Here is a 5,438-nt window from a genome sequence, read left to right on the forward strand (position 1 = left end):
AGCAGGTTCATGCCCAGCATGAGGATCAGGAACACCCCGAGGATCCACAACAGGGGGCTCCGGACGAGCCGCGGAGCTTTCATGCCACTCCCAGTCTTGACGGTCGGTCTGCGCGGTCGAGCGTACTGCACGCCCCCAACCACTGCCGGGGGGGGACGGTGGCCGGGTGGAAGGTCCCAACTCCTGCGTGCACAACTACTTCCCAAATCGGGAAGTAGTTGCTAGTCTTCACTTGTCAGAACCCCGAGGAGGAAACATGAACCGCTCGACCCAACTCACCTTCGCCTGGCTCGGCGTCGCCACCGGCATCATCGCGACGGTCGTCACTTGCGTGATCGCCGCCCTCAACGGCCACCCCCAGGCCCTCGTCCTGGCCAGCACCACATCGGTCGGCCTCGTGGCCGCGGGCGTCGGCGCCACCACCGCCCTCCGTCGGGGTGAGCAGCGATGACCGGCGAGATGGACGCCGCCCGCGCGCGCCACCTGCTCGATGAGGCCGGACGCCTCGGCTCGATCGCCCGCGCGGGTGCCAGCTGGCCGCACATCGCGTTCCTGCTCGGCCTCGGCGGGGTCTCGACGATGTTCGTCGTGGCGCTCCACCTCGTGGTGCGCAGCGACGAGCACCTCGTGTGGCTGCCCATGGCTGCGATGGGGGCCTGGTTGGCGATCCTCGTCACCGTCATGGTCGTGTTCGCCCGGGCCAGCAAGGCCGGCTTCAGCCGGCGCTGGGTGCAGGCGATGGGCGCCTGGGCCCTCGTGTGGGTCGTCGCGATGCTCGGCGGCACCGTCTGGTGGAAGGGTCAGCTCTGGTTCACGATCGCGGCGGCCCTCGCCCTCACCCTGGTCACCACGGCGGGCGCGTGGCGGGAGGCCCGGAGGTGACGGCGTCCGGCCAGCACCCGCGCCACCAGCTCGACGACCACCTGACGCACCCGGTGCGGTTCTCGCTGACCGCCGCCCTCGCCGCCACCGAGGAACTCGAGTTCGCCGCGGCCCGCGACCACCTCCAGGTGAGCGACTCGGTGCTCAGCCGGCAGGCGTCCGCCCTGGAGGTTGCGGGCATCGTCCGCATCAAGAAGGGCTACGTGGGCAAGCGCCCGCGCACCTGGTTCTCCCTCACCCCTGCCGGCCGCCGCACCTGGGAGGCGCACCTCGCCGCCCTGCGCGAGATCGCCGGCGGCTGACGCCGGGCTCGGTGCACGTCAGGCCTGCGTCACCAGCCCCGTCAGGATGGACTCGATGACCGTGGGCGCGAGGGTGCCCTGCCGGATGTCGCGGATCACCCCGTCCCGGTCGATGAAGTAGTGGGCGGGGATCGCCGAGACGCTGTAGGTCTGGGCGATGACCGAATCGGGGTCGGCCCCGATCGGATAGGTGAGCCCCACGCGTTGGGCGTACGCCGCCACAGCCTGGTTGTCCTCGGTGATGTTGACGCCCAGCACCACGAGCCCCTGCGGCTCGAAGCGGGTGTAGGCCGCCTGGATGTCGGGCACTTCCGCCTGGCAGCCCGAGCACCAGCTCGCCCCGAACGTGAGCCACACCGGGTGGCCGCGGAACTGGCTCAGCGTCACCTGCCGCCCGTCGTGGGTGGTGACGGTGAAGTCGGCCGCCGGCTTGCCCACCTCGGGCGGGGGCACGTCCGAGACGCCCGGCAGCGTGATGACCGTCGCGCCGCCGATCTGCGCGGCGGCGTCCTGCGCGGTGCCCTGACGCACCAGCCAGGCGCCGGCCGCGATGACCGCGGCGGTGACGAGCAGCACGATGAGCGTCCCGAACCGGGAGTTGCGGATCCGTTCGCGCGGGTCGCGCCGGGAATCCGCGGCCGGGGTGAGGACGTCCACGCGGGCCGGCTGCTCGTCGGTTCGACTCATCGGGTCACCCCATAGCTGTGCAGGCCGCCGAAGAACGCGTTCCCGACGAACGTGAGGATCACCGAGGCAAAGGCGACGACGAGCAGCCAGGCGGCCCCGCGCCCGACCCAACCGCGCGCCACGCGCGCGTGGAGGTAGCCGCCGTAGATGAGCCAGGTGACCAAGGACGCCGTCTCCTTCGGGTCCCAACTCCAGTAGCTGCCCCAGGCGATCTGCGCCCACACGGCGCCGAGCACGATGACCGCCGTGAGCAGCGGGTAGCCGATGACGACCGCACGGTAGCCGAGTCGATCGAGCACCTCGCGCTTCGGCAGAACCCGGGCGAACCCTTCGGGCACCCAGTCGTGAACCAGATAGAGGCCTGCGGCGGCGAACGACACCGCGAAAGCGCCGTAGGCGAAGATCGCAACGATGATGTGCGTGGTCAGCAGCAGGCTGTTCTGCAGGGCGGGCACGAGGGGGTCCGCCGTGGTCGCCCACGACAACGCGTAGAGCTCCATCGCGAGCGTGATCGGCAGCACGAGCAGCGCGAGGGTGCGGGCGCGATAGCGCCACTCGAAGAACAGGTAGACGGCCAGGAAGCCCCACGCCATCGACACCGCGAACTCGTGCTGGGTGACGAACGGCCCGTGGCCGGTGACGATCGCGCGCAGCACGAGGCTGACCGTCAGGCAACCCAGCGCGACCCACGCCATCGTCGAGGCTTGGCGTGCCAACGTCACAGCCGACAGCGATCCCGCCCGGCGGGCCGGCGCGGGTTCCTCCTCCGGGTCGTCGAGCTGACCTGCGCCGCCGACCACGGCCCCGATGCGCTGGCGGGCCGCGGGCCGGGCGGCGAGCGCCCGGTAGCCACGGACGACTGCGGCCATGTAGGCGGCCGTGGACAAGGCGGTCGCGACGAGGGCCGCAATGATCGCGTACTGCGCTTGGACGAGCATGGTTGGACTCCTCGAGATCAGTCGCTCAGCTGTCGGCGGAGAGACGGTGGACAAGATCGGCGAAGGCCGGTTCGAAGGCGGGATCCCGCTTGAGGGGAGCCGCCAACTCGATCGAGCTGGCGTTCCCACCGTCAGGGCGGATGCGGACCCACACGCGACGGTGCGGCAGGAAGAACACGAGCATGGAGCCGGCGATCAGGGCGATGCTGCCGGTCCAGACGAGCCACGCCCCCGGATCGCGGTTCACGGACAAGACGGTGTACTGACGGTTGCGCTCGAAGGTGTAGGTGAGGTCCCCCACCTGGACCGGGCGGCCTTGTTCGACCACCTGGAAGTCGGGCTCCGCCGCCCCCGTGCGGTGCACCTCGAGGGCGACCGTGCCGGGAGGAAGATCGGTGAGCGTCCGGCCCGACTCGGCCTGGATCACCCACACGGCGTCGATGCCGTCGGCGGGGGCGTCCACCACGCCGGCACGGGTGGTGCCGTCGTCGGCCGCATAGTCCAGGGTCACGAAGCGGGAGAACACCGGCGCGCCCTCGCGACTGGCCGTGAGGTCGACGCCGATGCCGAAGGCGGCCTGGTGGAACCACACGCCCTCGAACCGCAAGGGGTCGTTCACGCGGACATCCTGCTGCGCCACCGTCCGGCCGTCGCGCGTGAGCACCACGTCGGACACGTAGTCGCGCGGGGTCCCGTCCTCGTAGTAGGCGTCATGGAACGACAGGGCAGTCACCGTGAGACCGGTGCCGTGCCCGACCTCAACCGGCGATCCGATGGGTGCCACGAAGGAGCTCACCTTGAAGCCGAGGGTCGCGGACACGACGAAGCCGGCGAGGATCACCACGAACGACAGGTGGGCGACCACCGTGCCGAAGGGACCCCAGCGGAAGCGGTCGCCGTACAGGTCAGGGCCACCCTCGCCGTCGGCCGCGACGACCCGGAAGCGCTGGGCGCGCAGGCCGGCGCGGACGCGAGCCGCGGCGTCCTCGACCCCCACGGGGAGGACGAGCGTCGCCGCGAGGGGGGCGTGGGAGAAGAAGGCGTCGGACATGGACACCCGCGGCCGGGTGGCCGTGTGCCACAGGCGCGGTGCGCGGTTGACGGAGCACGCGAGGATGCTCAGGGCGAGCAGCGCGAAAAGGGCCAAGAAGTACCACGTGGAGAACACGTTGAGCAGCCCGAGGGCGGCCAGGATCGGCGCCCAGCCGCCGTACTTCACCGCGGGACCTGCCTCGAACCACTCCCGGTAGGCCTTGGGGTCGGCGAGCGCCTCGGGCGGCGCCTGCATGAGCAGCGTCCCGAGAAGGGTGAGCAGACCGAGGACGATGATGATCCACAGGCCGGTGCGCATGGAGATGAGGAAGTGCCAGGCGGACTGCAGGAGGCCCCCGGCGCTCCGGCGGGAATCGCGAACCACCGGCCCGTCGAGCAGATCGACCCGCCCGCCGTGATCGACATGACCCGGCACGCGCGCGGTGGCGCCGGTGTGTTCCTTGACGTTCATGCTCATGTTCGGACCCCTGGCTAGACGTCGATCTGCGGGAAGAAGGCGGAGACCCGAACCAGCAGGTTCGTGATCATGAGGAACCCGACGGCCACGAGGAGTCCACCGGTGACGAGGGACACGGCCGCCTCGTGACGCGCGAACCACGACAGTCGTTGGCGCACCGCGTCGGCGCCGAGGGCGACGAGCACGAACGGCAACCCCAGACCGAGCGCGTACACCAGGAGCAGCACCGCGCCCTCCGCGAACGTGTCGCGCAGCGACGCGAGGCCGATGATTGCGCCCAGGGTCGGGCCGACGCACGGCGTCCAGCCGGCCGCGAAGACCACGCCGAACAGCAGCGAGCGCGCCAGCGTCGGCTGCTGCGCAACGACCGCACCGGCGGCGTCCCGGCGCAGGAGCCGACCCGTCGACAAAGACCACCGGTTGTCGAGCCAAGGAAGGCGCACCAGGCCCGCCACGTGCAGGCCCAGCACCACCAGGACCGCTCCACCCACCTGGCGGAGGAGACCTGCCTGGTCGCGCAGCAGGTAACCGACCACACCGATCGACGCCCACAACACCACGAACACGGCGGCGAACCCCGCCACGAACGCCAGCGACTGCTTCAGCGCGACGGTGCGGGGGATGCGGCCGGAGGTCGAGCCCACGATGTAGCCGATCCAAGCGGGAACCAGGGGCAGGCAGCACGGAGAAGCGAACGACGCCACACCTGCGACGAACGCAACCGCCAGCCCAACTTCGACCATGCCCGGTCACCCGCGCTTCCCTCGGACCCGACCTGCGCCGGTATGGAGCCAGTCTGGTTCAGGCGTGCGGGCGGGACCATCCGCCATCCGGCACAGATCGGATAGAACCGGCATGCGCGGGGCTGGGCCCTCTGGGAAGAAAGGTCAGAAGGGACGTCAGCGGGCACCGTCGGCGGGGAAGGTGCGGCCGGGAGACTTAGGAATAGACGTGCGGCGCGAGCGTGGCGACGTCGGTGAGGTTGCGGTACTTGCCCGCATAGTCGAGCCCGTACCCGACGACGAACTCGTTGGGCAGGTCGAAGCCCACGTACTTGACCGCGACCGGGCTCTTCAGCGCCTCGGGCTTGCGGAACATCGTCATGATCTCGAGGCTCGC

At 70.5% G+C, this 5,438-nt stretch carries 7 protein-coding genes and 1 pseudogene; 3 read left to right on the top strand and 5 right to left on the bottom strand.

The window, feature by feature from the left end; translation table 11 throughout:
* The first annotated feature begins 256 nt into the window (after positions 1–256).
* From Q1K57_RS07885 to Q1K57_RS07895, 3 genes are read left to right on the top strand one after another with little or no spacing between them, the layout of a single operon-like run.
* The gene (locus Q1K57_RS07885) at positions 257–451 is read left to right on the top strand and encodes a hypothetical protein (RefSeq protein ID WP_300080657.1); all 195 of its coding nucleotides are present in this window, start codon (positions 257–259) and stop codon (positions 449–451) included.
* On the top strand, positions 448–882 hold the full coding sequence (locus tag Q1K57_RS07890) for a hypothetical protein (RefSeq protein WP_300080660.1): 435 nt from the start codon (positions 448–450) through the stop codon (positions 880–882). The genes Q1K57_RS07885 and Q1K57_RS07890 overlap by 4 nt, the downstream gene beginning before the upstream one ends.
* Positions 861–1,184, top strand: a complete 324-nt coding sequence (locus Q1K57_RS07895; RefSeq protein ID WP_300080664.1) for a transcriptional regulator — start codon at positions 861–863, stop codon at positions 1,182–1,184. The genes Q1K57_RS07890 and Q1K57_RS07895 overlap by 22 nt, the downstream gene beginning before the upstream one ends.
* 18 nt (positions 1,185–1,202) lie before the next feature.
* Here the strand turns inward: Q1K57_RS07895 and Q1K57_RS07900 are convergent, their stop codons facing one another.
* From Q1K57_RS07900 to Q1K57_RS07920, 5 genes and pseudogenes are all read right to left on the bottom strand, one after another.
* Positions 1,203–1,871 (bottom strand): TlpA disulfide reductase family protein, encoded by a 669-nt coding sequence (locus Q1K57_RS07900; protein WP_300080667.1) that lies wholly within the window; start codon positions 1,869–1,871, stop codon positions 1,203–1,205.
* Positions 1,868–2,809 carry a c-type cytochrome biogenesis protein CcsB gene (gene ccsB, locus Q1K57_RS07905; protein ID WP_300080670.1) on the bottom strand — a complete coding sequence of 314 codons (942 nt, stop codon included), beginning with the start codon at positions 2,807–2,809 and terminating at the stop codon, positions 1,868–1,870. Before ccsB ends, Q1K57_RS07900 begins: the two co-directional genes overlap by 4 nt.
* 25 nt (positions 2,810–2,834) lie before the next feature.
* A complete protein-coding gene (locus Q1K57_RS07910) occupies positions 2,835–4,319 on the bottom strand; it encodes a cytochrome c biogenesis protein ResB (protein WP_300080673.1) in 1,485 nt (494 codons plus the stop codon).
* A 14-nt stretch (positions 4,320–4,333) separates the two neighbouring features.
* A complete protein-coding gene (locus Q1K57_RS07915) occupies positions 4,334–5,062 on the bottom strand; it encodes a cytochrome c biogenesis protein CcdA (protein ID WP_300080676.1) in 729 nt (242 codons plus the stop codon).
* Positions 5,063–5,258: 196 nt separating this feature from the next.
* Positions 5,259–5,438 (bottom strand): annotated as a pseudogene (locus tag Q1K57_RS07920) (hypoxanthine phosphoribosyltransferase); the annotation flags it as partial.

Source organism: Propioniciclava sp. (assembly GCF_029977985.1).
Classification (GTDB): domain Bacteria; phylum Actinomycetota; class Actinomycetes; order Propionibacteriales; family Propionibacteriaceae; genus Propioniciclava.